Annotated in this window: 25 protein-coding genes; 16 read left to right on the forward strand and 9 right to left on the reverse strand. The window is 67.9% G+C overall.

Translation table 11 applies throughout. The features are described from left to right. Positions 1-673: 673 nt before the first annotated feature. Positions 674-949, reverse strand: coding sequence for a metal-sensitive transcriptional regulator (locus EGY25_RS05830; RefSeq protein WP_088582502.1), 276 nt, complete (start codon positions 947-949; stop codon positions 674-676). A 107-nt stretch (positions 950-1056) separates the two neighbouring features. Here EGY25_RS05830 and EGY25_RS05835 point away from each other — a divergent pair, with 107 nt between their 5' ends. From EGY25_RS05835 to EGY25_RS05860, 6 genes are all read left to right on the forward strand, one after another. After that, positions 1057-3405 (forward strand): heavy metal translocating P-type ATPase, encoded by a 2349-nt coding sequence (locus EGY25_RS05835; protein WP_135194146.1) that lies wholly within the window; start codon positions 1057-1059, stop codon positions 3403-3405. 282 nt (positions 3406-3687) lie between these two features. Continuing rightward, positions 3688-4368, forward strand: coding sequence for a DUF305 domain-containing protein (locus EGY25_RS05840; RefSeq protein ID WP_052004990.1), 681 nt, complete (start codon positions 3688-3690; stop codon positions 4366-4368). 55 nt (positions 4369-4423) lie between these two features. After that, entirely contained in the window at positions 4424-4894 is a 471-nt protein-coding gene (locus tag EGY25_RS05845) for a DUF305 domain-containing protein (RefSeq protein ID WP_135194139.1), read from the forward strand. Positions 4895-5031: 137 nt separating this feature from the next. Further along, complete coding sequence (locus tag EGY25_RS05850; RefSeq protein WP_135194140.1) at positions 5032-6894, forward strand: copper resistance system multicopper oxidase; 1863 nt, start codon at positions 5032-5034, stop codon at positions 6892-6894. Further along, positions 6891-8414, forward strand: a complete 1524-nt coding sequence (locus EGY25_RS05855) for a copper resistance protein B (protein ID WP_245159369.1) — start codon at positions 6891-6893, stop codon at positions 8412-8414. The genes EGY25_RS05850 and EGY25_RS05855 overlap by 4 nt, the downstream gene beginning before the upstream one ends. Positions 8415-8585: 171 nt before the next feature. Continuing rightward, positions 8586-9359, forward strand: coding sequence for an HAD family hydrolase (locus EGY25_RS05860; protein ID WP_164952667.1), 774 nt, complete (start codon positions 8586-8588; stop codon positions 9357-9359). 140 nt (positions 9360-9499) lie between these two features. Here the strand turns inward: EGY25_RS05860 and EGY25_RS05865 are convergent, their stop codons facing one another. From EGY25_RS05865 to EGY25_RS05885, 5 genes are all read right to left on the reverse strand, one after another. Next, on the reverse strand, positions 9500-9907 hold the full coding sequence (locus tag EGY25_RS05865; protein ID WP_052004988.1) for a copper resistance CopC family protein: 408 nt from the start codon (positions 9905-9907) through the stop codon (positions 9500-9502). 26 nt (positions 9908-9933) lie between these two features. Beyond that, positions 9934-10260 (reverse strand): hypothetical protein, encoded by a 327-nt coding sequence (locus EGY25_RS05870; RefSeq protein ID WP_135194141.1) that lies wholly within the window; start codon positions 10258-10260, stop codon positions 9934-9936. Positions 10261-10436: 176 nt separating this feature from the next. Then, positions 10437-11015 carry an RNA polymerase sigma factor gene (locus tag EGY25_RS05875; protein ID WP_245159370.1) on the reverse strand — a complete coding sequence of 193 codons (579 nt, stop codon included), beginning with the start codon at positions 11013-11015 and terminating at the stop codon, positions 10437-10439. A gap of 8 nt (positions 11016-11023) precedes the next feature. Beyond that, positions 11024-11464 (reverse strand): Spy/CpxP family protein refolding chaperone, encoded by a 441-nt coding sequence (locus EGY25_RS05880; RefSeq protein ID WP_088582505.1) that lies wholly within the window; start codon positions 11462-11464, stop codon positions 11024-11026. Further along, positions 11461-11742 (reverse strand): hypothetical protein, encoded by a 282-nt coding sequence (locus EGY25_RS05885; protein ID WP_088582506.1) that lies wholly within the window; start codon positions 11740-11742, stop codon positions 11461-11463. Before EGY25_RS05885 ends, EGY25_RS05880 begins: the two co-directional genes overlap by 4 nt. 116 nt (positions 11743-11858) lie before the next feature. Between EGY25_RS05885 and EGY25_RS05890 the strand changes: the two genes are divergently transcribed. The 6 genes from EGY25_RS05890 to EGY25_RS05915 all read left to right on the forward strand — a co-directional run bounded on the left by EGY25_RS05890 (position 11859) and on the right by EGY25_RS05915 (position 15082). Further along, complete coding sequence (locus tag EGY25_RS05890; RefSeq protein WP_088582507.1) at positions 11859-12512, forward strand: DUF2231 domain-containing protein; 654 nt, start codon at positions 11859-11861, stop codon at positions 12510-12512. 96 nt (positions 12513-12608) lie between these two features. Further along, complete coding sequence (locus EGY25_RS05895) at positions 12609-13163, forward strand: YybH family protein (protein ID WP_135194142.1); 555 nt, start codon at positions 12609-12611, stop codon at positions 13161-13163. 54 nt (positions 13164-13217) lie between these two features. After that, positions 13218-13688 (forward strand): DUF411 domain-containing protein, encoded by a 471-nt coding sequence (locus EGY25_RS05900; protein WP_306418727.1) that lies wholly within the window; start codon positions 13218-13220, stop codon positions 13686-13688. A gap of 13 nt (positions 13689-13701) precedes the next feature. Beyond that, positions 13702-14424, forward strand: a complete 723-nt coding sequence (locus EGY25_RS05905) for a PepSY domain-containing protein (protein ID WP_088582510.1) — start codon at positions 13702-13704, stop codon at positions 14422-14424. After that, the gene (locus tag EGY25_RS05910) at positions 14421-14762 is read left to right on the forward strand and encodes a hypothetical protein (protein WP_088582511.1); all 342 of its coding nucleotides are present in this window, start codon (positions 14421-14423) and stop codon (positions 14760-14762) included. Before EGY25_RS05905 ends, EGY25_RS05910 begins: the two co-directional genes overlap by 4 nt. Further along, the gene (locus EGY25_RS05915; RefSeq protein WP_205678542.1) at positions 14759-15082 is read left to right on the forward strand and encodes an isoprenylcysteine carboxylmethyltransferase family protein; all 324 of its coding nucleotides are present in this window, start codon (positions 14759-14761) and stop codon (positions 15080-15082) included. The genes EGY25_RS05910 and EGY25_RS05915 overlap by 4 nt, the downstream gene beginning before the upstream one ends. Here EGY25_RS05915 and EGY25_RS05920 read toward each other — a convergent pair. The 3 genes from EGY25_RS05920 to copC all read right to left on the reverse strand — a co-directional run bounded on the left by EGY25_RS05920 (position 15045) and on the right by copC (position 17747). Continuing rightward, on the reverse strand, positions 15045-16316 hold the full coding sequence (locus EGY25_RS05920) for a type II restriction endonuclease (protein ID WP_088582921.1): 1272 nt from the start codon (positions 16314-16316) through the stop codon (positions 15045-15047). The genes EGY25_RS05915 and EGY25_RS05920 overlap by 38 nt on opposite strands. Before the next feature lie 126 nt (positions 16317-16442). Beyond that, entirely contained in the window at positions 16443-17378 is a 936-nt protein-coding gene (gene copD / locus EGY25_RS05925) for a copper homeostasis membrane protein CopD (RefSeq protein WP_135194143.1), read from the reverse strand. Between the two features lie 6 nt (positions 17379-17384). Then, positions 17385-17747, reverse strand: a complete 363-nt coding sequence (gene copC, locus EGY25_RS05930) for a copper homeostasis periplasmic binding protein CopC (RefSeq protein WP_088582513.1) — start codon at positions 17745-17747, stop codon at positions 17385-17387. Positions 17748-17919: 172 nt separating this feature from the next. On the opposite strand from copC, the gene EGY25_RS05935 reads away from it, so the two are divergent. The 4 genes from EGY25_RS05935 to EGY25_RS05950 all read left to right on the forward strand — a co-directional run. Continuing rightward, complete coding sequence (locus EGY25_RS05935; protein ID WP_088582514.1) at positions 17920-18282, forward strand: hypothetical protein; 363 nt, start codon at positions 17920-17922, stop codon at positions 18280-18282. A gap of 115 nt (positions 18283-18397) precedes the next feature. Then, complete coding sequence (locus EGY25_RS05940) at positions 18398-19756, forward strand: TolC family protein (protein WP_135194144.1); 1359 nt, start codon at positions 18398-18400, stop codon at positions 19754-19756. After that, positions 19753-21054: an efflux RND transporter periplasmic adaptor subunit gene (locus EGY25_RS05945; RefSeq protein WP_112863185.1), complete on the forward strand. Its 1302-nt coding sequence runs from the start codon at positions 19753-19755 to the stop codon at positions 21052-21054. The genes EGY25_RS05940 and EGY25_RS05945 overlap by 4 nt, the downstream gene beginning before the upstream one ends. Then, a partial coding sequence (locus EGY25_RS05950) for an efflux RND transporter permease subunit (protein WP_135194145.1) occupies positions 21051-23898 on the forward strand: 2848 nt, incomplete at its 3' end. The genes EGY25_RS05945 and EGY25_RS05950, both read left to right, overlap by 4 nt.

The following is a 23898-nucleotide window of genomic DNA, read 5'->3' on the forward strand; positions in this document are numbered from 1 at the left end:
TCAGCCCACAGTTCAGCGCGGGCCGTGGTGAACGATGGCCTGGATCTCATCGAGCGCGGTTTTCTCCATGGGCGATGGATGGGCCGTCTATGCGGGCGCGCACGAAGACCACGTCGCCCACCCATGTCGCAATCCAGCTGACCGTGGCTCGCGCGGGCTCGGTCCGCGTGGTTCTGGACGACCGTCCGCCCTGAGCCGTCAGGCGATCGTCATCGGGCCTTCTGGCGCTGATCGGCCGGCCCTCGCCTCGTCATTCCGCCCTCTCCGACGGCCCTGTCGAGCCCTGAGGCCCAGCCGGACCGCATCGTGGCGGGCTTCAAAGAACAGCTCGGCGTCAAGGTATGTAAGCTGGATGCACGCCTTGAAGGGGCGCTCCTCAAGCCGTCTGAGGACCCGGCGCCCGGAGCCGTCGCCCGGGAGCCTGGGCGGTCGGCGCCTCAAGGTCCTGGCCTAGGCGCAGATGCAGGCTCCACGTCTTTGCTACGCTCCCGTGATTTTCCGTGGGTTTTTCGGCCTGTTCACCAGCCTGTGGGATCATCTCTTGGGCAAGTTTCCGGTCCGGGGTCCACACGCCCCGGGCAGGCCAGATCGGCGGTCGGCCCGACTACCCGAGAGGATATTTTAAGACGCTCGCCGAACCAATCCGACGGGATGTCTAGGGAAATGTCCTGCGCTAGCGCGAGGCGCGTCCGAGAAGGTCGATCAGTTCTGTGGCCTTGGCCTTGCGATCGGAGAGATCGTCGCCGGTCATCGCCCCCATGACGCAGTGGTCAAGGTGGTCTCTGAGCACCTCGCTCTCGACGCGCAGCAGGGCCGCCCGTACGGCCTGGAGCTGGGTGAGGACCTCCACGCAGTAGCGGTCCTCCTCGACCATCCGGGCGATGCCGCGCACCTGGCCCTCGATCCGGTTCAGGCGGTTCAACACCTTGGGTTTTGTTTCCGTCTGCATCCAATTCCTCGCTCTGACCGTTCGACCCTACCCCAGGACAGCGCCTTGCGCGATACCCCCTTAGGGTATATATGGCGTCCAGCTGTTTCAAGGAGCCCGCCATGTCCATGCCCTCCCCTTCGCATCCGCCCGACCACAGCTGCTGTTCGGCCAAATCGGCGGACAGCGGCGCGAAGGCGGTCGATCCGGTCTGCGGCATGACCGTCGATCCGGCGACCACAGCGCATCGGGCGGCCCACGACGATAAGGACTATTTCTTCTGTTCGGCGGGCTGCCGGACCAAATTCATCGCCGATCCGGACCGCTATCTCGGCGAGGCCCGGCAACCGGCGCCTGTCATCCCGGGCGCCATCTACACCTGCCCGATGCATCCGGAGGTGCGCCAGGAGGGCCCGGGCTCCTGCCCGATCTGCGGCATGGCGCTGGAGCCGGAGACCGTCACCGCCGAGGCGCCGGTCAATCACGAACTGATCGACTTCACCCGCCGCCTCTGGGTTGCCGCGGTCCTGACCCTGCCCGTCTTCGCGCTCGAGATGGGCGGCCATCTGACCGGACTGGCGATGCGGATTTCGGGCCAAACCTCCAACTGGATCCAGTTCGCGCTGGCGACGCCCGTGGTGCTGTGGGCTGGCTGGCCGTTCTTCCAGCGGGGCTGGGCTTCCCTCCGCAACCGCAGCCTCAACATGTTCACCCTGATCGCCATCGGCGTCGGCGCGGCCTGGATCTACAGCGTGGTCGCGGTGCTGGCGCCGGCTCTGTTCCCGGCGGCGGTCCGCCGGATGGACGGCAGCGCGCCGGTCTATTTCGAGGCAGCGGCCATCATCACCGTCCTGGTTCTGGTGGGCCAGATTCTTGAGCTGCGCGCCCGCGAACAGACGTCCGGCGCCATCCGGGCGCTGCTTGATTTGGCGCCCAAGACCGCGCGGCGGCTCCGTGACGACGGCGGCGACGAGGACGTCACGCTCGACATGGTCGCCGTCGGGGACCGACTGCGCGTCCGCCCCGGCGAGAAGGTGGCGGTCGATGGCGAGATTCTGGACGGTCGCGTAACCATCGACGAGTCCCTGGTCACGGGTGAATCCATGCCGGTGACCAAGGGCGTCGGGGACAAGGTCGTCGCCGGTTCCCTCAACAAGACCGGCTCGTTCGTGATGCGGGCTGACAAGGTCGGCGCCGACACCCTGCTGGCGCAGATCGTCCAGATGGTGGCCCAGGCCCAGCGCAGCCGCGCGCCGATCCAGCGGCTGGCCGACAAGGTGTCCGGCTGGTTCGTGCCGGCAGTGATCGGCATCGCGGTTCTCGCCGCCCTCGTCTGGGGCCTGGTCGGTCCCGAACCGCGCCTGTCCTACGCGCTGGTCGCCGCGGTCTCGGTGCTGATCATCGCCTGTCCCTGCGCCCTGGGCCTGGCGACGCCGATCTCCATCATGGTCGGGGTGGGGCGCGGCGCCCACGCCGGCGTGCTGATCAAGAACGCCGAGGCGCTGGAGCGTTTCGAAAAGGTCGACACCTTGGTGCTCGACAAGACCGGTACCCTGACGGAGGGGCGACCGTCGGTGACGGCCATCCGGCCCGCCGCCGGGTTCGACGAGGCCGAGCTTTTGAGACTCTCCGCCAGTCTGGAGCGGGGCAGCGAGCACCCGCTGGCCGACGCCGTCGTCCGCGCCGCGGCGGATCGCAAGCTCGTGCTGTCGGAGGCGTCGGAGTTCGACAGCCCGGTCGGGCGCGGCGTCACCGGGGTGGTCGATGGCCGCCGCGTGGCGCTCGGCAACGGCCGCTACCTCAAGGAGATCGGCGTCGAGGTCGCGGCGCTCGAGGCCGAGGCCGAGGCGCTACGCCAGAACGGCGCCACCGCGATCTTCGTGGCCGTTGACGGGGTGGCGGCCGGAGTCCTCGGCATCGCCGACCCGGTCAAAGCGACGACCGCCGAGGCCATTCGCGCTCTGAAGGCCGCGGGCCTGCGCCTGGTGATGATGACCGGGGACAACCGGACCACGGCCGAGGCGGTGGCGCGCCGGCTCGGCATAGACGATGTCCAGGCCGAGGTCCTGCCGCAGGACAAGGCGGCGGTCGTCGAGCGTCTGCGGGCCGAGGGCCGCATCGTGGCCATGGCCGGCGACGGGGTCAATGACGCCCCGGCCCTGGCCGCCGCCGATGTCGGGGTCGCCATGGGCGCCGGGTCGGACGTGGCCATCGAGAGCGCCGGCGTCACCCTGCTGGGGGGCGATCTCCAGGGCATTGTCCGGGCGCGCAAGCTGTCGAAGGCGGTGATGAGCAACATCCGCCAGAATCTCGTCTTCGCCTTCGGGTACAACGCCCTGGGCATCCCGGTCGCGGCGGGGCTGCTGTACCCGATCTTTGGCCTCCTGCTGTCGCCGGCTCTGGCGGCGTTGGCGATGGCCCTGTCCTCCGTGAGCGTCATCGGCAATGCGCTGCGGCTTCGTGCGGTCAGACTTTAACGGGGGCGGCATGGGGGACCGGGGCCAGGAGAAGGCGACGACCGGCGTTTGCGCCATTACGCACTCCGGCAGCCGATCCCTCGCCTGATCCAACAGCGTTCGGGTATATTTGATCAAGGCGGAACCGTGTCGGAGGACCCGGATTTAACTGGCGTTCATGTCCGGTTGCGCATCGGCGCCGAGATCCCGGTTCAAGTCCGCGTCCCGCCGCCGCCTCGCCGGCGCCCTCTTCAACTAGCCGCCGGCCGATTCGCCGGCGCCGCCCCACGCCGGAGACACCCGATGTTCAACCTGACCTTCACACGCTCGTCCGTTCTGCTCGCCGGCTGTTCCGCTCTCCTCGTGGCGGCGTGCAGCCCGGCCGCCGAGCCGCCGGCGGCCTCCAAGGCCGACGAGTCGGCGCAGACTCCGGAGCCCATGGCGATGGCGCAGACGCCCTTCTCCGCCGCCGAGGCGAGGATGCACGAGGCCATGAGGTCGGCGACGGGAGCCAGCGCCGGAGAGGCATGGGCCCGCAAGATGATCCCCCATCACCAAGGCGCCCTCGATATGTCCCAGATCGTGCTGCGCGACACGCGGGATGCCGACATTCGCCGGATGGCGCAGAAGACCGTCGAGATGCAGACCGGGGACATCGCCGAGCTCCAGCGTTGGCTCGAAACAAACGTGGGGGCCGCAGCCGGTGCGGCAGCGCCGGGCGGAGGCGGTGAGCCGCCGTTCGCGCCGGCCGAAGCGAAAATGATGGAGGCCATGATGGCCGCGACCGGGGTCGACACGGACCAGACCTGGGCTCGCAAGATGATCGCGCATCACCAGGGCGCCCTCGACATGGCCCAGGTGGTGCTGCGCGAAAGCCAGGACGCCGACATCCGGCGCATGGCGCAGAAGACGATCGAGATGCAGACCGCGGACATCGCGGAGCTGCGCGCCTGGCTGGAGGCTCATCCCGCCAGCGCAGGATGATCCGGCGTCGGCGAGAAGTCCCGTTGCAGATTTGCGAGTAGAGGAAGAACAATCGATGGAAAACATGAAGACCATGCACGCCATGAAGGGGAGCTACCGTTCCTTCGGCTTCGAGCTCGTCCTGGATTTCATCATCATGTACCTGGTGATGTACACGATGATCGCGTCCCTCAATCACTTCTATTTCAACCTCAACAACGTCTACATGACGCTGATGATGGTCTCGCCTATGGCGATCCTCATGATGGTGTTCATGCGGTCGATGTATCCGTCGAAACGGACGAATCTGCTGATCGGCGGGGCTGCCGCCCTGGTGTTTGCGGTCAGCTTCTGGGGTATGCGGACCCAGGCGGCGGTGGGAGACACGGAGTTCCTGCGTTCGATGATCCCGCACCACTCCGGCGCCATCCTGATGTGCCAGCAAGCCTCGCTGACGGATCCGGAAGTGCTCGGTCTGTGCGAGGAAATCGTCCGCTCCCAGGAACAGGAGATCGCCCAGATGAAGGCTCTTCTGGCGCGGCGCTGATCCAGCGCTAGGCGACGGGAGTTTCCGGCCCGGTCGGCTCTGCGGCAGCGTGTCGCGAGGGGCGACCGGGTCGCCTGCGTAAAACCATATAGATCGTCGCCTCGCCGAGGCGCGGTTCTGACTTTAAGGAGTATCTTATGAAGCTGGATCGTCGACTGCTGCTGCGCGGCGCCGTCGCGGGCGGCGGTCTCGCCGCCTTGCAGGGCCTGATGCCCGCCTGGGCGCAGACGGGCTCGCCGGGGCTGCGGTCGGACCTGCCTACCCTGACTGGGCCGAATATCGATCTGACCATCGGTCAGACGCCCTTCACCGTGAACGGGCGCACCGCGACGTCCACGACCATCAACGGCGTGCTGCCGGCGCCGGTGTTGCGGCTGCGCGAAGGCCAGAACGTCCGTCTGGCGGTGACGAACACCCTGGACGAAGACACCTCGATCCACTGGCATGGGTTTCTTCTACCCTTCCAGATGGACGGGGTGCCCGGGATCAGCTTCCCAGGCATCAAGCCGCGCGAGACCTTCGTCTACGAGTTTCCGATCAGGCAGTCCGGCACCTTCTGGTATCACAGCCACTCCGGCCTGCAGGAGGCGCTCGGCCACTACGGGCCGATCGTCATCGATCCGGCCGGCGCCGATCCGGTCGCCTACGACCGCGAGCATGTGCTGGTCCTGTCGGACTGGAGTTTCATGCATCCGCACGAAATCCTCGACAAGCTGAAGAAGAGCCCCGGCTACTTCAACCGGCAGCGCACGACCCTGGCGGGCCTCTTCTCCGGCGAGGACCGCATGAGCCTGGAAGAACGGCGCATGTGGGGCCAGATGCGGATGGACCCGCGCGACATCCTCGACGTGAATGGGACGACCTACACCTATCTGATCAATGGACACGGCCCGCAGGAGAACTGGACCGGCCTGTTCCGACCCGGCGAACGGGTGCGACTGCGCATCATCAACGCCTCGGCCATGTCGATCTTCAACGTCCGCATCCCCGGCCTGCCGATGACGGTGGTCCAGGCCGACGGCGAGAACGTGCGTCCGGTCGAGACCGACGAGTTCCAGATCTCCGTCGCCGAGACCTATGACGTTATCGTCCGGCCGACCGAGGACCGGGCCTACACCATCGTGTCGGAAGCCATTGACCGTTCCGGCATGGGGCGGGCGACCCTTGCTCCGCGCCTGGGGATGACCGCCGAGGTTCCGCCGCTCCGCGAGGTTCCCAACCTGACCATGAAGGACATGGGCATGGGGGACATGGGCGGCATGGGCGGCATGGACCACGGCTCGATGGGGGGCCAGCCGGGCGGCGCCATGGCGGGGATGGATCATAGCGCCATGACCGGCGCCTCCGGCGGCACCATGGCCGGGATGGATCACGGCGCCATGGCGCCCCAGTCCACGGGTGCGATGACCGGGATGGACCACGGCTCCATGGCCGGCATGAACATGCGCGATCCCGCCAACGCCCCGCCGGACATGGCGGTGGGGGTCGGCGTGGACGCCATCGCCATGGCGCCGGCCAACCGCATGGGCGAGCGCCCGACGGGACTGGCCGACGTACCCCACCGCGTGCTGGTCTACACCGACCTGGTCTCGCTGACGCCCAACAAGGACCAGCGTCCCCCGTCGCGGACCATGGAGATCCACCTGACCGGCAACATGGAGCGGTTCATGTGGGGCTTCGACGGGAGGAAGTTCAGCGAACTGGTCGAGCCGATCCGCTTTGAGCGGAACGAGCGGGTGAGGGTGACCCTGGTCAACGACACCATGATGGCCCACCCCATCCATCTGCACGGCCACTTCTTCGAACTGGTGACCGGCGGACCGGCGGGCCACCAACCGCTGAAGCATACGGTCAACGTTCTCCCCGGCGGCAAGGTCACCTTTGACCTGACCGCCGACAATCCCGGGGACTGGGCCTTCCACTGTCACATGCTGATGCACATGCACGCGGGCATGTTCAACGTCGTCACCGTCCGCCCGATGTCAGGAGCCTCGTCATGATCCGTCGGTCCGTGGGTCTCGTCCCTCTGCTCCTCGCGGCCTCGGCCGGCCCGGTGTTCGCCCAGAGCCACGCCGGGCACGGCGCGGCGGCTAACGCCGTCCAGACCGCCGTCCAGCTGCCCGCCGGTTGCGTCCGGCGCGGCGCGCCGACGGCGGATCCGTCCCGCGTCGGAACGCCCGGGGCGCCGGTCTGCCCGACCGGCGCCGTGCCCGAGCGCGCGCCGGCGTCGGCGGATCCCCACGCCGGGCACGACATGTCGACGATGAGCCAGACCGCGCCCGCGCCGGCCATGCCGGCGGGACATGACATGTCGACCATGCAGAGCGGCCAACAGCCGGCCGCCGCCGGTCAGCCGGATCCCCACGCCGGGCACGACATGTCGACGATGCGGCAGACCGCGCCCGCGCCGGCCACGCCGGCGGGCCACGACATGTCGACCATGCAGAGCGGCCAGCGGCCGGCCGCCGCCGGTCAGCCGGATCCCCACGCCGGACATGACATGTCGACGATGGGCCAGACCGCGCCGGCGCCGGCCATGCCGGCGGGACATGACATGTCGACCATGCAGAGCGGCCAGCAGCCGGCCGCCGCCGCTCAGCCGGATCCCCACGCCGGGCACGACATGTCAACGATGCGGCAGACCGCGCCCGCGTCGGCCATGCCGGCGGGACATGACATGTCGACCATGGGGCAGATGCCCCCGGGTCATGACATGTCGGCCATGGCGATGCCGCCCGACGTGCCGACCAGCGCGGACAACCCGGGACGCCCTCCGGAAATGCCCCTTCCGCCCGGGGCGACCAGCGGCCCCGCTCACGCCGCCGATACCCTGTTCGATCCCGCGGAGATGGCGGCGGCCCGCGAACAGCTTCGCGTCGAGAATGGCGACGTGCGGACCACCGCGGTGATCATCGACCAGCTCGAAGCGAGTTTCGGAGACGGCGAAGAAGGCTACGCGCTGGACGCGCAGGGCTGGACCGGCGGCGACATCAACCGCTTCTGGTGGAAGTCGGAAGTCGAGGGCGACTTCGACGGCGAGGTCGAGGAAGCCGAGGTCCAAGCCCTTTACAGCCGGGCGTTCCGGCCCTTCTTCGACTTCCAGACCGGCCTGCGGCAGACCTACCGGCCCGAGGGCGACCGGACCGATCTGGTCGTCGGCATTCAGGGTCTGGCGCCCTACTGGTTCGAGGTCGATGCGGCGGCCTTCCTGTCCAACAAGGGCGAACTGACGGCGAGGGCGGAGGCCGAATATGATCAGCGGATCACCAATCGCTGGATCGTGCAGCCCCGGGCCGAGGTGGTGCTGTCGGCGGAGGACATCCCCGAACTCCGGATCGGGTCCGGCCTGTCGACGCTCCAGATCGGGGCCCGCTTGCGCTACGAGTTCCGCAAGGAATTCGCACCCTATGTCGGCGTCGAATGGACCAAGAGCTTCGGCAATACGGCGGACTTCCTGGAAGCTGACGGGCGAAGCTCGGAAGACACCCGGCTGGTCGTCGGCATTCGGGCGTGGTTCTAGCGAAGCGGCGGCGGGTCTTGTCTTGACGCCGGCGCCCCCACAGGCACGCAACGGGTCGGTTGTCAGGACGCCCCCGCCGGGGCCAGGGCCTCGCTACAGCCTGTGCCTTGCGCCGGCCGGTGACCGGCCCGGTGTTGTCCAATGACAGCGGGGCGGCGGATCCGGGCCGTCGTGATCGATCTGGATGACACCCTGCTCTCAGCCTATCGCCGCCCTGATCTGGCGTGGCGCAGCGTCTGTCAGGTATACCAGACCGAGCTTGGCGACCTCGCTCCGGACGTTGCAGCGCGCGCCCTGACGGAGGCGGGGCGGGCCTTCTGGAGCGATCCGGACAGCCACGCCGTGGGCCGCGCAGACCCGAAGCAGGCCCGGCGCGTCATCGCAGCCAAAGCCTTCGAGGCCTTGCGGCGCGACAGTAGTCCAACGGTATCTCCCGAGATCGCAGAGCGCATCGCCGACGCCTTCAGCCTCCATCGCGACCGGCAGATGCGGCTCGAACCCAAGGCGGACGCCGTGTTGGTCCAACTGCGGGACGCTGGATACCGGCTCGCGCTGCTCACCAACGGCGCCGGTCCACTGCAGCGCGCCAAGATCGAGCGTTTCGGTCTGGCTTCGCGTTTCCATCATATCCAGATTGAAGGCGAGGTCGGCGTTGGCAAGCCCGATCCGGGCGCGTTCAGGCGAGTGTTTGCCGCCTTGAACGTCGATCCGCCCGAGGTCTGTGTCGTCGGAGACAGTCTGGAATGGGACATTCGCCCGGCCAAGGCGCTGGGCTGTTTCACCATTCTGTACGACCCGGAGGCTGGCCAAGCTGTAGGACGCGGTTTCGGCGACGCCCACGTTGTGACCCGGACATTGGCGAGCTTGGCGCCCCACCTTCAGGAGCGTAGTTCGCCCCCCGGCCGGATGGATCGCGCCGGCCGGCGATCACGGCGCGCCGACTGAGCCCAGGGCTGAAAGACCATCGCGAGGGGTCAGCCGGGGAGCCGACCGCTGATCGACGACGGAAAAACGCCGCGCGGCAGGTCGCGCGGCGTTCCTTCCACATCCGGCTTCGGCCCCTCAGGAGGCGGGAGGCCGATCCCTCAGTGAACCATGAAACGGACGAGGCCGTTCATCTGGTGGCCGTCGGCGCCCTTCGCGGCCCAGGCGGCGGAATAGGATCCGGGGGCCAGGATGGGGAGGGGCGCGCTGACCGTGGTGACCGGCGCCGCGTCGTCGACCACAGCCACGTCGATGGACCGGGCGTCAGGGCCCGTCAGCCTGAGAGAGGTCAGGGTCATGGCGTGCGGGAACGTCGCCGAGAAGGTCGTCGGCGCGACCGCTAGCATGGCGTTGTCCGCGGGCGCGGTGACGACGCCGTTGGCGGGGGCCTGCATGGCGGCGTGATCCTGCGCCGACATGCCCGCGTGCGAATGGCTCTGGGCCTGGGCGAGGGAGACGGGAGCCAGCGCCGCCAGAGCGGCCAGGCTGGTGAGGATTGAACGGTTCATGAGAGACTTCCTGATGCTTACGTGGACTACTGGTTGGGCGGCATGGTCATGCCGTCCATCTTCGACATGTCATGGCCGGCCATCGGATCGGCCGGCGGCGGCGTCGGGGCGGGTGCTGGCGCCGGCGCGGGGCGGGTCGGTCGGGGCGTCGAGGCCCGGGGGGACGGCGCCGGGGCTGATGCGGCGGCCTGCGGCTGCGGGGTCGGCTCGGGCGTGGCGACCGGCGCGGCCTCCATCGGGGTCGTCGCCGAGGCGCCCGGCGCCGTCTGGGCCTCGACCGGTTGAGGGTCGGCGGCCGGCTGGCAGGCGCCCAAGGTGATCGCCGCTGCGGCGGCTAGGATCGGGACTCTCATGTGACAAGCTCCTGAAAGAAAAGGGCGATGATCGGGTCGATTTCCCGCGACGCCCTCATACTAGAATACGCGGACGGGCGCCGCATCCCTCGCCGCCTGGAGGTCGATCGACGGAGCGCCGCTGCGGCCCGAGCGGGGCTAAGGCGCGACGAAGGTTCCGAGGACCCTCGAGCTGATCACTCAAGAGCGGCCCGGACAGCGGGCGTGTCGTCCAGCGCCTCGGACAGCTTGCGACGAGCCCGCGCCACGCGGGTCTCCACGGTCTTGATGGAGACACCCAGCATCCCGGCCGTTTCCGCCTGACTGCGCCCCTCGATCGCCGTCAGCAGAAGCGGAGCCTTGAGGTGCGGCGGCAGATGGCTCACAGCCTCGTTCAACCGCGCCAGCCTTGCGCTGGCATCCATCCGGTCATCCACCGCCTCGGCCCCGTCCGGCACGGACATGGCTTCCGGCGACGACAGGTCGACGCCGCCCCGGATGAGCCGCCGAACGAAGCGGCGACGGCTCCAGTCCCGGCATTTATTGAGTGCGATGGTCCGGATCCAGGCCTCGAAGGGTCGGACCGGGTCGTAGCGGCGAATGTTGATCCAGGCCGCCGCATAGGTGTCCTGCAACAGGTCCCAGGCGTCCTGTTCATCGCCGACATAGCGCCGGACGAAACGGAACAGAGAAGTCTTGGTCTGCCGCATCAACTCGCTGAAGGCCGCCCGGTCCCCGCCGGCGGCGCGGGCTGACAGGTCGTTGGGGCTGTCCACGCGGAACGCTAGCCTTCGTCGGGCGCGAGGGCCTCGACGATACGGTCGTCGAATACCTCGGCCTGGGCCGGCGTCAGAACGGACCGCATCTCGAAGACGTGGGCGATCGTCTCCTTCTGCAAGGCGCCCATGGCGACGTGGAAATGGTCCACCGCCGCCTGGACCTGGGGACCGTCGCCGTCGCTCCGTGCGATCGCGCGCGCCAGTTCCTGATTGGCCGCGCGGACGTCCGCTTCGAGCGCGGGCCGGCGCGCGGCGAACCGGGCTTCGACTGCGTCGATGCGGGTCAGCTGGTCGGGCGAGAGCTTCAGGTCGTGGTGCACGATGTCGTGCAGGGATGGCGGTTCGCGCCGGCTCAGCACCCAGCTGGCGCTGATCCAAGTGCCCGCGCCGCTGGCGACCGCCGCCAGGACGGCCGTCAGGGCGATGGCCTGCCAGCCGCGCTTCATCGGCCGGTTTCCAGTCTCACCAGAGGCGACAGGCCCGCGTCGACCGTGAAAATGGCCATCTCCCCGGCCGGTCTGGGGGCGGCGACCGCGCCGACGCCGCCTGCCGTCAGGCCGGTGACCAGGGCCATGGCGACGGCCCCCAAACGCAGTTGCGACGCGAGCCTTTCGCCGCGAAGCGCGTCGACCCGGCTCCAGACGAGCGGTTCGAGCCCGTCGAGCGACCGGCCCAAGGGCGTCGCCGCCGATCCGGCCAAAAGATCATCCAAATTACGCGCCATCGAACACTCTCCTTGCGCCCCTAATCCCTACTACGCCGAAACAAGCCAAATCCCTCAAACGAGGGGACGGCCTCCCCGGTGCGTAGTTAGCAGAAGGGACGGGATGGGAGAGAACAATGTCGATACGCAAACTTCTGTCGGGGATCGCCCTGGTGGTGGCGCTGTCTGTCAGCGCGCCCGCGTTCGCGCACGAGGATCATGACAAGCAGGCCGCGGCCCGTGCCCAGGCCGCCGCGCCGGCGGGCGCCGTGCCAGAAGGCGGCGTGATGGCCATGCCGGGGATGGCTATGGACATGGACCACGGGGCCATGACGGCGGACGAGGGTCCCAAGCCAATGCCCCAGCGCCTGTATCGCTGGCTCGGCGCCATGCATCCCGCCGCCGTCCATTTCCCGATCGCGCTGTTCCTCGTCGCCGCGCTCCTCGAGATCGCCGCCCTGACGCTGCGTCGGCCGGTCCTGACCCAGGGCACGCGGGTGATCATCGCCCTGGCGGCGATCTCCGCGGTCGCCGCGGTGGCGCTGGGATGGTTCGCTATGGGGCTGCCCGGGAAGGACGATGTGACTCACCTCTACCATCGGTGGCTCGGCACCTCGATCGCCGCGCTCGGCCTGCTGAGCTGGTGGGCGAAGGAACAATGGGTCCGCCGGCCGGGGCGCGGGCGCGAGCTGATCTACATCGGTCTTTTGACCGTGACCGCCGCCGCCGTGGTGGTCAACGGCCTGCTGGGCGGGATGCTGACCCATGGCATGAGGCATCTGATGTTCTGACGGCCTTGGGGTCCGTCGTCGCCCGAACGCCTCGTTCTTCATCTACTTCGCCGGACCGGGTTCTACTGCGGCCGCGGCAAACCAGGAGACTGCACCATGATGTTCCGTTCAGCACTCGCCGGATCGGCGGTCGCCGCCCTCCTCGCGACCTCCGGCCAAGCGCAAGCTCAATCACAGGCGCCGGCCCGCTCCCACGCCCCCGGCTCGGCCCATACGCCAGGCTCGGCGCACGCCCCCGGCGATGCGCAATCCGCTGACGAGGCCCAGGTCCGAGCGGTCGTCACCGCCTACAAGGACGCCATCGAGCGGATGGACGTGTCGCAGACGCCGGCCCTGTTCTGGACCGACTCGGAGATCTTCGAGAACGGCGGCGTGGAGGGATCGTTCGCCTATTATCTGGAGCACCATCTCGGGCCCGAATTCGCCGATCTGGCCGGCTTCGACTTCCGCAACCACGAAATGAAAGTCGAGGTTGACGGCGACACCGCCTTCGTGAGCGAGACCTACACCTTCCACATCACCTTCAAGGACGGAGCCCGGGCCCCCATAGAGCGCCGCGGCGCCGCCACGAGCGTCCTGCGCAAGCGGGGTGACGAGTGGAGGTTCGACGTCTATCACTCCTCGGCCCGGCCCTTCCGCCCCGCCGCCTGATCGCGGCGGCGACCGTCATCGGCGGCCTCCAGATATCGCTCGCCAGAGGGACCCATGAGATCGATGCCCACCCTTTCACGCCGTGCGTTTCTGGCCGCGGGGGCCGGCTCCGTCGCCGTCGCGGCCTGCGCTCCGGGCGCCCGTTCATCGACCGAGCTCGCGGTCTACAAGACCCCGACCTGCGCCTGTTGCACGGCCTGGGTGGATCACATGCGCGCCGCCGGCTTCAAGGCGCGGGTCAACGAACTCCCGAGCCTTCGCTCTATACGCAGCACCCAAGGCGTGCCCGAGGCGCTCGCCTCCTGCCACACGGCCATGATCGGCGGCTATGTCCTCGAGGGCCATGTGCCGGCCGAGGATGTCCGCAAGCTTCTGGCCGAACGTCCCGAGGCCGTGGGCCTCGCAGTGCCGGCGATGCCGCTGGGGTCTCCCGGCATGGAGACGCCAGACGGCCAACGTGAGCCCTATGAGACCCTGCTGATCCTCAAGGGCGGCGGTACGCGCGTCTTCGCGCGTCACGGCTAGGCGAGGCCCAGGGATGAAGGTTCTCAAGCTCTCCACCCAGCTGCACAAATGGATTGCGCTCGTCGTCGGCCTTCAGGTCCTGTTCTGGGTCGGCGGCGGTCTGGTGATGACGGCCATTCCGATCGAGACGGTGCGCGGCGAACATCGGGCGGTTGACCTCAAGCCGAGCCCGCTGGAGCTCGGCGCGCTTCCGGCACTGAGCGAGATCGCGCGCCGAGCGGGCGTCGCGCCTGTCCAGGCGGAGCTTCACACGACGCCGCGGGGGGCGGCCTGGACCTTGAAGCCGGCGTCGGGCGAGCCAGTCGTCGTGTCCGCCGCGACCGGCCGGCCGTTCGGACCGATGTCGGCCGCCGACGCCTCGGCCTTCGCCAAGGGCGCGTACAAGGGCGAGGCGCGGGTTTCCGGCGCGGTTCTTCTGGCGACGGCGCCCGAGGAGACGGGACGCACCGGACCGCTGTGGCGGGTAGACTTCGCCGACCGCGAAAAGACGGCCTTCTACCTGTCGCCAGCGACAGGCGAAGTGGTGACGCGCCGCTCGGGCGTGTGGCGGATCTTCGACTTCTTCTGGCGACTGCACGTCATGGACTGGAACGACGGCGAGGACTTCAATCACCCCCTGATCATCATCACTACCGCCTTGACCCTGAGCATTGTGATTTCGGGCTTCATCCTGCTGTGGATACGGATCTCCCGCGACCTGAAAATGGCGCGTGCGGTTCGCAAGCGGGAGCCATGAGGCAGGCGACGGCTCGATCACAGGAAGCTCTGCCAAGAGACAACGACCGGACTTCACCACCGCGTCTCGCCGCCCTGACCACCGCCTGGCCGCCGCACATCCTGCGGCAAGAGGACGTCGCGGCCAACGGGGCCGAAATGTTCGCCACGACCCACGGCGGTTTCGAGCGGCTGGCGCCTATCTATCGAAACGCCTTGATCGACACACGGCATTCGTGCGTCCCAATGGACTGGTATCTGCAGCCGCACAGCTTCGCGGAGCGGAACGACCTGTTCCTGGAACACGCAGTCGCCCTGATGGCCGAGAGCACGACGAGCGCGCTGGAGCAAGCGGGGTGATCGCGACCTTGGCCGGTTTTGGACCACTCGGATCATCACCTGCCCGGCGCGCCGCTAGTCCGATCCGGCCCTTCCGGGTCATTCGTCATCCCAACTACTGGATCGCATCTCTTGAGATCGCCATCCTGCCGCTGGTTTTCGGCCAGGTCTGGATAGCAGTGGTGTTCACCGCGCTTAATGCCATGCTGATCACCTGGCGGGTGCGGCTGGAGGATCGCGCTCTTGCCTATCAGGCCTGTGAGCCAGAACGACCTGGATGCGAGGCGGGCCAGTCACCGACGATCAGGTCACGCGGTGCGAAATCTCGGTCAGAGCCCTGAGACCGGTTCCGAAGCGGGCGATTGATGCCCGGTGCCGTTCCAGTTCTCCGTAGGGCAGATAGCGCACATTGAGATCGGCGATCCGGCTGAAGGCCGGACGTTGCAACTGCGCCCGCACATCGTTTTCGCGGCTGTCGGGAGCGACCAGGAAAAGGCCGGCGGAGATGTTTAGTTCGCCTGACAGGGCGAGGTCCAGCATTCGCACGACACCGGAGTAGATCGTGGTGGAATGCTCGACCTCGAAGGCGGCCGCCACGCGGTCCGCGTCTCCCTCCAGCCAGAGTACGTCGATCAGCCGGATGGACTCGGCGCCTGGACCGTTCGCCAGCGACGGCGGTAGTTGTTCTAGGCAGCCCTCGCTCAGGCGTGCGCCCTCGTGCTGGCGCCCGCGGTCATTGGACGCGATCCAGACCCTGTAGCCCAGCGCGCGACCCAGATCACGGACCCAGGCCTGGATCTCTGTGTGGGTCCGGTCCGTCTCGCCCTGCTGGAGCGCGGTCTTCTCGAACTTGACCGCTTCGGCGCGCGCTTCGGCCAGCCGCGCGTCCCAGCCGCTGGCGGACAGACTCTCGTCGTCCAGGGGCGGCGCGGGATAACGGCCGGAGCCCACGTCGAACAGGAAGCCCGCGATCGCCCCGAGATCGTTGGACAGAAGATCGCTGTAGCGAGCGTTGAGGGCCAAAATTCCTTGCCGCATCGCAAGGTAGTGCTCCCAGCTCCCGAGCTTGACCTTTGATCCGGTGATCGCGTTGTAGCCGTTGACGATCGCGGTATTGAACGGCGAAACGTGGGTGGGATGGAGAAAATAGATCAGGTTGGCCACTGCAGGCCCGAGTCCCTTGATTCGGAGTTGGTCGATCGTGCGGATGCCCGCGAGAATTTCCGTTGCTGTCGAACAACAGCTGCAGTGATGCAGGAGCCGGCCGAAAGCGCGTTGATTGGCCGGGTTTTCGTAGATGTCCGGGATGCGAAGTTTGGGCTTCCAGAGGAAGGCATGGTCCGCGCCCTTGAAGATCTGCCGTTGTTCGGCCACCGAATGAACGATCGTCTCCAGCGACGACCCGCGATAGGCCACGCCGAACCGGCCTGCTTCGATCTCCTTGACGACCTGGCCGATGCCGCGACGGATGGAGCGGAAATTCTTCAGACGCTCGTCCCACAAGAACCAGGTCTGGTAGGTCGCAGCCGGGTCGCGCCGCCACTGTTCAATAAGATCACGAACTCGATCTGACACGGCGCGCCCCCTCAATTCTTGAGCAGTCTAGGCGGGTCCAGGTCGCTGGGCCAACGGCCATTCGCAGCCGGTCCCAAGAGCGCGTGCGACGCACCTGGCTCCAGCGCGTTCGGCGCGCGCCAACGGCTACATCGCCATTTCCATGGCCGAGACCGGAGCCAGGGTTCCCATGATGGACACCAGGGCCAGCAGCCCCAGGGCGAGGAGGGTCTCCATCACCAAGCTGCGTTTCAGCCGTGAAATGGCGGGGCCAAGATACTCGGGATCGTCCAGGGCGCTGCCGAGGTGGGGCGTCAGATAAAAGCGGTTCGCGGCCGCCAGAACCAGCATGAGCGCGAAGAGCACGAGCTTGCCCGTCAACAGCAGACCGTAGGGCGTGCTCAAGAGGCCAGCGATACGATCGGGTCCGACCATGAACCAGCTGTTCACCAGTCCGCTCAGAACCAGGACGGCGACCGATGCGGTTCCGACGCCGGCAAATCCGTGAAGCGCTCGATGAAGGATCCTGTCGCTATCAACCGTTTTTGACCGTCGCCCGAAGGTCAGGATAAGCAGCGCCGCGAGCGCGCCGAGCCACACCGCCGCCGCCCAGCTGTGCAAAATAGCGGCCGTCAGATGCACATAGCGCCCGGCGCCTTCGGTGGCCGCGCCGTGTCCCGTCCAGGCGAAGCTGGCGCCGACGATCAGACCGGCGACGGCGACGAATCCCCACAGGCCGCGGGACGGCTTGTCTTGGATGAGCGCAAGAAGCGCGAGCAACGCGGCCAGCGTCCGGACGAGAAAGGCGGGTCCGAGGCTCGTGCCCGTGAGCATGAAGCCGAGCGTCGCCGGCTTGAGACCTTCAGTCAGCGAGCCCGCCATCACAGCGGTCTGGGCCGCGAAGGCGGCGGCGGAGCCTATGGCGACCACGGCCGCCGCGCTGACCAGCAAGGATCTCGTCCAGCCGAGGGCCACCGCGTCCGACCCGCGCAACCCGTAGAGGAGGAACAGCGGCGTCCCGAGCAGGACGACAGCGCCGCCGTACTGCGCGAGCCGGAGCAGGATGACCAGAACGTCGAGCACGATGGGTCAGCGCACCGTGAAGGCGATGGCGCCGGTCATACGGTGGCCGTCTGCGGAGGCGGCGTGCCAGTTGAGGCTGTAGGCGCCGGCCGCGAGCGGTCGCGCCGTCCGTCCCGAAACGGTCATGCCGTCATCGGAGACGGTGGTCGCGACCGGGAATTTGGCACCGGCGGCGTTCACGACCTCGAGGCCCGAGAAAGCGGGAACGACGCGTTCGCTGAAGGTGACCGTCAGCGAACGCGGCGAGGCGATGCTCGCGCTCGCCGCCGGGTTGGAGGCGACGACGCGCGCGTGGGCGGCAGCCTGCGTCGCCCCCAACAGCAGGGCGCCGACGGCGCCGACGACGGAAAGGATTTTGCGAGTGGTCATAGGGAGGCTCCGAAACCAGAGGGGTTCAATGAGTTATACGGGCGCCGGGGTTGAATCCCTCGTTCGAACTGCGGGCGGGCGCGCGCTGATCCGGAGCATTGCGTTGCGCGCGCCCGACGCCAGCCCGTCGGTCGCTTGACACGGCCGGCCGACGGGCGTGGGATGACCGCGCATGTGGAACCTCGTCCGCACCCTTCTGTTCGCCCTGGCGGTGGCCGGCTTCGTCGGCCAGTCGTCCGCGCACGCCACGCCGTTCCAGGTATTCGAAGCGACGGGCGGCATGGCGGACATGGATTGCGCCGAGATGATGGTGATGGCGGACGGGCCTTCCGGCGGCGCTACTAGCCCTTGCGACGAGATGACGCCCGACTGCATCGCCAAGATGGGCTGCGCCGCCGTCGCGGCGCCCATGCCGCCGGCGCCGACCGTTCAACGGCCTTCGGCTCCGCGGGGACTCCGGTTCGCAGCCGTCGATGTCGTGCGAGAGGGCGCAGGCCCGCTTCCACTGAAGAATCCGCCGAAACGGCTGGCTTAGAACGCTTTCGCTGAACGGTAGGCCGTGCGCGACGTTACGCCGCGGTAACCGATCGATCTGAGCCCTTCGCCGGTGTCCTGCCCTCACGGCGGGTCCGATGGTTTCGAGGAATTTCATGACCATTCGTTTGAGGACGGCGACACGCGCGTCTGCTTGTCAGCCGCCCCGTGTCCGCCTGCCGCGCGTCACGACGCGGCGAGCCGAGGCTTCGGCGCCCACCCGGTGCCGTGAGCTAACCGCAAGCTGGGCGATCCTTCCCGCTTCCGTTCTGCTCCTGAGCGTCTGGACCGCGCCGGCCCAGGCTGACCCCCAGACGTTCGACGAGGCCCTGGCCCGCGCGGCGTTCAGCGCACCCAGTCTGCGCGCCAGCGCATTGGGTGTCGACGCCGCTCGTGCGGCCGTTCCGGCAGCGGGGCTTCTGCCGGACCCCCGGCTCTCCGTCGGTCTCGACGGATATCCGGTGACCGGGCCGTTCGCGGGGCAATTCGATGAAGACTTCACCATGCTCAGGATCGGCGTCGAGCAGGAGGTGCCCAGCCGCGCGCGTCGTCGCGCCGAGCGAGACATCGCCGAGGCGGCGATCGGCGTCGCCGGCGCTGAGGAGTCCGTCGCGCGACGAGAGGTCCGGGTCGCCGTGGGCCTTGCGTGGATCGACCTGTTCTATGCCGAACGCCGCTTTGCGGCGTTGGAAGAGCTGCTGGCGACGTTGCAACCCCTGTGGGACGCCGCCCCGGCCGGAGTCGCGTCCGGCGCCTATCGGCCCGCCAACGCTCTCGGGCCCGTTCAGCTCAAAGCCGATCTTGACGATCGCCGCAGCAGTCTCGCCGCCGACATCGAGAAGGCGCGAGCCGAACTCGCCCGGTGGACGGGCGACGCCGATCCCGAGACGGTTGGCCCGCCGCCGCAGGACGATCTCGACCTGACCGCCTTGCGGAACGGCATCGCCCAGCTGCCGACCGTGCGGGCCTATGGAGCCGCCGCGCGCCGCGCCGAAGCCGAGGTCGACCTGGCCCGCGCCGGACGTCGCCCGGACTGGTCGTTCCAAGCCAGCTACGCCCGCCGCGATGAGCGGTTCGGCGATCTGTTCTCCGTCGGAGCGAGCGTGCGGCTGCCGATCTTTCCCGGTCGAAGGCAGGATCCCGTCATCGCCGCGCGCGCCGCTGATGCGCTGCGGGTCACCGCCGAGCGTGAGGACGCTGAGCGCGTGTTGACCGCGTCGCTGCGAAGCGCCCTGGCCGAATACGCGACCGCTCACGATCAATGGGTCCGGTCGCGCGACGTCGTTCTGCCCAGTGTCCTTCAGCGTTCCGATCTCGAAACCGCGAGCTATGCGGCGGGTCGGGCGGGCATCGTTGAAGTTCTCGAAGCCTTCACCGCCGTGGCCAACGCCCGGCTCGACACGCTCGATCGCGAGGCCGCCGTGATGCGTCAAGTGGTCGAGATCACTCTCACCTATGGGAACGACGACCGATGAACGCCCTTCGCAACAAACGCCTGGGCATCGCCATGGGCGCGCTTCTTTTGGTCGGGGTCGGCGTCGGGGCCGGCATCGTCGTCGCTCCGCGGCTGGATGGGGCCGGCGGTGAGACCGCCGAGGGGGGAGGGGAGCGCGAGATCCTCTATTGGTACGATCCCATGGTTCCAAACGAACGCTACCCGGGGCCGGGGAAGTCGTCCATGAACATGGAGACCATCCCCAAATATGCCGATGAGGGGGGAACGACCGCCACCCCCGGCGTTCGAATCGATCCGGCGCTGGCCCAGAATTTGGGGGTCCGGTATGCCACGGCTCGCCGTGGCGACCTTGAGGGCGATCTGAGCGCCACGGCGGTGGTCGATTACAATGAACGCGACATCGCCGTGGTCCAGTCGCGGGCCGACGGCTTCGTGCAGCGAGTCTACAACCGCGCGCCGGGCGATGTCATCGCTGCGGGCGCGCCTCTGGTCGATTTGCTCATCCCGACCTGGGGCGGCGCCCAGACGGAATATCTGGCCGTACGGCGCACCGGCAACACGCCCCTGATCCAGGCGGCGCGGCAGCGACTGGTGCTGATGGGCATGTCCGAGAGCCTGATCGCCTCGGTGGAGCGCAGCGGGCGGGCGCGAAACACGATCACGATCTCAACGCCCACTGGCGGCGTGATCAAGACCCTGGGCGTGCGCGCCGGCATGAGCGTGACCCAAGGCATGACCTTGGCCGAGATCAACGGCCTGGCCACCGTCTGGGTCAATGCCGCCATCCCGGAGGCGCTGGGGAGCCGGCTAAGGGTCGGACAGTCCGTCGAGGTGGCTTTGACCGCGTTCCCGGGAGAGCGGTTCACGGGTCGTCTGACCGCCCTGTTGCCGGAACTCGTCGGCGACAGCCGCACGGTCACGGGACGGATCGAAATGGCCAATCGCGGGGGCCGTTTGCGCCCCGGCATGTTCGGCCGGATCACCTTCGGCGGCGGTTCGACGACGGCGTTGCTCGTGCCGACCGAGGCGGTGATCCGAACGGGTGAACGGGACATTGTCATGCTCGCCCGGCCGGAAGGCCGGTATCAACCGGCCGAGGTCCGTGTCGGGCGAGAAGCCGGGGGGCAAACCGAGATCCTCGCCGGTCTCAGGGAAGGCGAACGGATCGTCGCGTCGGGGCAGTTCCTGATCGATTCCGAAGCCAGCCTGTCAGGCGTAACGGCGCGGCCGATCGGCCCGACGTCCCGGCCCGCCACCGCCGCCCCAACGGGCGCATCCATGGCCGCGCCCGCCTCGCGCGGGAGGTCGAGCCAATGATCGCCGCGGTCATTCGCGCCTCGGTCAAGGGGCGCTTCCTCGTCCTTATGGCCGCCGTCGCCCTGCTCGCCGCCGGCCTGTTCGCGGTTCGCAGCACGCCGGTCGACGCCTTGCCGGACCTGTCGGACGTGCAGGTCATCATTCGCACCAGCTACCCGGGGCAGGCGCCCCAGATCGTCGAGAACCAGGTCACCTATCCTCTGGCGACCACCATGCTGTCCGTACCCGGCGCGCGAACGGTTCGAGGCTATTCCTTCTTCGGCGACAGCTTCGTCTATGTGCTGTTCGAAGATGGGACGGACCTCTACTGGGCGCGTTCCCGGGTCCTCGAATACCTCAGCCAGGTGCAGGCGCGGCTTCCCGCGACCGCCCAACCGGCACTTGGTCCGGACGCCACCGGCGTAGGCTGGGTCTATGAATACGCCCTGGTCGATCGCACAGGCCGCAACGATCTGGCGCAATTGCGAAGCCTGCAGGATTGGTTCCTCCGCTACGAGCTGAAGACCGTGCCGGGGGTCGCCGAGGTCGCCAGCCTGGGCGGCATGGTGCGGCAATACCAGGTGGTGCTCGACCCCGTCAGGCTCGCGTCCTACGGCGTCACCCATCAGGCGGTGGTGGACGCTCTCCAGCGCGCCAACGGCGAGACGGGCGGCTCGGTGCTCCAGCTCGCCGAAGCCGAATACATGATCCGCGCCAACGGCTATCTGACCGAGCTCGACGACTTCCGGGCCGTGCCGCTCCGCACGGCGGCTGGAGGCGTGCCGATCAGCCTCGGGGATGTCGCGACCATCCAGATCGGCCCGGAGATGAGACGCGGCATAGCCGAGCTCAACGGCGAAGGCGAGGTCGCGGGCGGCGTCGTCATCCTTCGATCCGGCGCAAACGCCCGCGCCACGATCGCGGCCGTGACCGAGAAACTCGAGACGCTCAAAGCCGGACTGCCCCCGGGAGTCGAAGTGGTGACGACCTACGATCGCTCGCAGCTCATCGACCGGGCGATCGACAATCTGAGCGGCAAGCTGATCGAGGAGTTCATAGTCGTCGCCCTGGTCTGCGGCCTGTTCCTCTGGCACGCCCGGTCGGCGCTGGTCGCCATCCTGACCCTGCCGCTGGGCGTCCTGGCGGCCTTCCTGATCATGAATCTTCAGGGCGTGAACGCCAACATCATGTCGCTGGGCGGCATCGCCATCGCCATCGGCGCCATGGTGGATGCGGCGGTGGTCATGATCGAGAACGCCCACAAACACATCGAACGATGGGAACACGATCACCCGGATGAAAAGCTGGCGGGCGAAGATCGCTGGAAGGTCATCACCGAGGCGGCCGTGGAGGTCGGCCCCGCGCTGTTCCTGAGCCTGCTGATCATCACCCTGTCGTTCATCCCGGTGTTCAGCCTGCAGGCCCAGGAGGGCCGGCTGTTCGCGCCCCTAGCCTTTACCAAGAGCTATGCGATGGCGGCGGCGGCGATCCTGTCCATCACTCTCGTGCCGGTTCTGATGGGCTATCTGATCCGCGGACGGATCCCGGCCGAACAGAGCAATCCGATCAATCGCTGGCTCACGCGCATCTATCGCGGGCCATTGGACTGGGTGCTGCATCATCCCAGAAAGACCTTGGTGGCAGCCTTGCTGATCTTCGCCACCACCGCCTGGCCTCTTAGCCAGCTCGGCGGCGAATTCATGCCGGCGATGGACGAGGGCGACCTGCTGTATATGCCTTCGGCCCAGCCGGGTCTCTCCCCGGCCAAGGCCGCGGAACTGCTGCAACAGACGGACCGGATGATCCGCACCGTGCCCGAAGTGGCGACCGTGTTCGGCAAGGCGGGCCGGGCGGAAACCGCCACGGATCCGGCTCCGCTGGAGATGTTCGAGACCACCATCCAGTTCAAGCCGCGCGATGAATGGCGGCCGGGCATGACCCCGGAAAAACTGATCGAAGAACTCGATCGCGCGGTTCAGGTCCCCGGACTGTCCAACGTCTGGGTCCCTCCCATCCGAAATCGCATCGACATGCTGGCGACGGGCATCAAGAGCCCCGTCGGCGTCAAGGTGTCCGGCTCTGACCTGGCCGCGATGGACCGTATCGCGGCCCAGGTGGCCGATGTCGCCAGGACCGTACCGGGCGTGACCTCCGCCTTGGCCGAACGCCTGACCGGCGGGCGTTATGTCGACATCGACATCGACCGGCGCGCGGCGGCCCGCTACGGCCTGAACATCGCCGATGTCCAATCGATCGTATCGGGCGCCGTGGGCGGCGAGACGATCGGACAGACGGTGGAGGGGCTCGCCCGCTATCCGATCAGCGTCCGTTACCCGAGAGAATTGCGCGACAGTCTGGAGCAACTGCGCGCCCTGCCGATGCTGACGCCGTCGGGCCAGCAGATCACCCTTGGCACGGTCACCAATATCCAGATCGCGGACGGCCCGCCGATGCTCAAGTCCGAGAACGGCAGGCTGACCACCTGGGTCTATGTCGACACTCGGGGGCGCGACCTCGCGTCTGTCGTCGCCGATCTGCGTCAGGCGGTCGCCAGCGAGGTGGATCTCGCGCCGGGCGTCAGCATCGCCTACTCCGGCCAGTTCGAATATCTGGAACGGGCGGCCGAGCGGCTAAAGATCGTGGTTCCGGCCACGCTCGTGATCATCTTCATCCTGCTCTATCTGACCTTCGGGCGCTTCGACGAAGCCCTCCTCATCATGGGCACCCTGCCATTCGCCCTGACCGGCGGCTTCTGGTTGCTCTATCTGATGGGCTTCGATCAGTCGGTCGCGACCGGGGTTGGCTTCATCGCCCTCGCTGGCCTGTCGGCGGAGTTCGGCGTCGTGATGCTGATCTATCTCAAAC

This window comes from Brevundimonas intermedia, from assembly GCF_004614235.1.
GTDB lineage: Bacteria > Pseudomonadota > Alphaproteobacteria > Caulobacterales > Caulobacteraceae > Brevundimonas > Brevundimonas intermedia_A.

Bases quoted from the DNA above. Each gene is read 5' to 3' on its own strand.
- EGY25_RS05835 (WP_135194146.1), top strand. From the start codon at position 1,057: ATGCCCTCCCCTTCGCATCCGCCCGACCACAGCTGCTGTTCGGCCAAA.
- EGY25_RS05855 (WP_245159369.1), top strand. From the start codon at position 6,891: ATGATCCGTCGGTCCGTGGGTCTCGTCCCTCTGCTCCTCGCGGCCTCG.
- EGY25_RS05940 (WP_135194144.1), top strand. From the start codon at position 18,398: ATGACCATTCGTTTGAGGACGGCGACACGCGCGTCTGCTTGTCAGCCG.
- EGY25_RS05845 (WP_135194139.1), top strand. From the start codon at position 4,424: ATGGAAAACATGAAGACCATGCACGCCATGAAGGGGAGCTACCGTTCC.
- EGY25_RS05890 (WP_088582507.1), top strand. From the start codon at position 11,859: ATGTCGATACGCAAACTTCTGTCGGGGATCGCCCTGGTGGTGGCGCTG.
- EGY25_RS05885 (WP_088582506.1), bottom strand. From the start codon at position 11,742: ATGGCGCGTAATTTGGATGATCTTTTGGCCGGATCGGCGGCGACGCCC.
- EGY25_RS05895 (WP_135194142.1), top strand. From the start codon at position 12,609: ATGATGTTCCGTTCAGCACTCGCCGGATCGGCGGTCGCCGCCCTCCTC.
- copC (WP_088582513.1), bottom strand. From the start codon at position 17,747: ATGACCACTCGCAAAATCCTTTCCGTCGTCGGCGCCGTCGGCGCCCTG.
- EGY25_RS05945 (WP_112863185.1), top strand. From the start codon at position 19,753: ATGAACGCCCTTCGCAACAAACGCCTGGGCATCGCCATGGGCGCGCTT.
- EGY25_RS05910 (WP_088582511.1), top strand. From the start codon at position 14,421: ATGAGGCAGGCGACGGCTCGATCACAGGAAGCTCTGCCAAGAGACAAC.
- EGY25_RS05935 (WP_088582514.1), top strand. From the start codon at position 17,920: ATGTGGAACCTCGTCCGCACCCTTCTGTTCGCCCTGGCGGTGGCCGGC.
- EGY25_RS05880 (WP_088582505.1), bottom strand. From the start codon at position 11,464: ATGAAGCGCGGCTGGCAGGCCATCGCCCTGACGGCCGTCCTGGCGGCG.
- EGY25_RS05830 (WP_088582502.1), bottom strand. From the start codon at position 949: ATGCAGACGGAAACAAAACCCAAGGTGTTGAACCGCCTGAACCGGATC.
- EGY25_RS05840 (WP_052004990.1), top strand. From the start codon at position 3,688: ATGTTCAACCTGACCTTCACACGCTCGTCCGTTCTGCTCGCCGGCTGT.
- EGY25_RS05850 (WP_135194140.1), top strand. From the start codon at position 5,032: ATGAAGCTGGATCGTCGACTGCTGCTGCGCGGCGCCGTCGCGGGCGGC.
- EGY25_RS05865 (WP_052004988.1), bottom strand. From the start codon at position 9,907: ATGAACCGTTCAATCCTCACCAGCCTGGCCGCTCTGGCGGCGCTGGCT.
- EGY25_RS05870 (WP_135194141.1), bottom strand. From the start codon at position 10,260: ATGAGAGTCCCGATCCTAGCCGCCGCAGCGGCGATCACCTTGGGCGCC.
- EGY25_RS05900 (WP_306418727.1), top strand. From the start codon at position 13,218: ATGAGATCGATGCCCACCCTTTCACGCCGTGCGTTTCTGGCCGCGGGG.
- EGY25_RS05905 (WP_088582510.1), top strand. From the start codon at position 13,702: ATGAAGGTTCTCAAGCTCTCCACCCAGCTGCACAAATGGATTGCGCTC.